This window comes from Alcanivorax sp. HI0044, from assembly GCF_001634945.1.
Genome location: NZ_LWEZ01000452.1, coordinates 1 through 800 on the forward strand (window position 1 = coordinate 1; position 800 = coordinate 800).

Below are 800 nucleotides of genomic sequence, written 5' to 3' on the forward strand. Positions count from 1 at the left end.
CAATGGCAGCACATACAGCAGTTTTCGCATGAATTCTCCGGTTCGCAGTTTGCAGCAGTCAGCGGTATAATCCGCGCCCATTTTCACTCTATTTGACGGTTAGGCAACCCATGGCACGTAAGCTGTTTATCCAGACCCACGGCTGCCAGATGAACGAGTACGACTCCACTCGCATGGTGGACCTGCTCGAATCCAGCCACGGCCTGGAGCCCACCGACAACCCGGAAGAAGCGGATGTGCTGCTTCTCAACACCTGTTCTATCCGGGAAAAAGCCCAGGAAAAGGTCTTCCACCAGCTGGGCCGCTGGAAAAAGCTGAAAGACGCCAAACCCGACATGATTATCGGCGTGGGCGGCTGTGTGGCCAGCCAGGAAGGCGATGCCATCCGCGACCGTGCACCCTATGTGGACGTGGTATTTGGTCCTCAAACCCTGCACCGCCTGCCCGGCCTGATTACCCAGGCCGCCAGCACCCGCGAGCTGGCCATTGATGTGACCTTCCCGGAAATCGAAAAGTTCGACAACCTTCCGGAACCCAGCGTAGACGGCCCCTCCGCTTTCGTTTCCATCATGGAGGGCTGCTCCAAGTACTGTACGTTCTGCGTGGTGCCCTACACCCGCGGCGAAGAAGTCAGCCGTCCGGTTCAGCCCGTGCTCAGTGAAATCCAGCACCTGGCGGACATGGGTGTGCGTGAGGTCAACCTGCTGGGCCAGAACGTGAACGCCTACCAGGGCGTGGGCGCCGATGGCGATACCCTGGATCTGGCCGACCTGATCCGCCTGATCCGTGACATCGACGGC

General features: G+C 59.4%; 1 protein-coding gene. It reads left to right on the plus strand.

Features of this window, described 5'->3' with window-relative positions; genetic code table 11:
* Nucleotides 1-110: 110 nt before the first annotated feature.
* A partial coding sequence (locus tag A3730_RS05555) for a radical SAM protein (protein ID WP_156500932.1) occupies nt 111-800 on the plus strand: 690 nt, incomplete at its 3' end.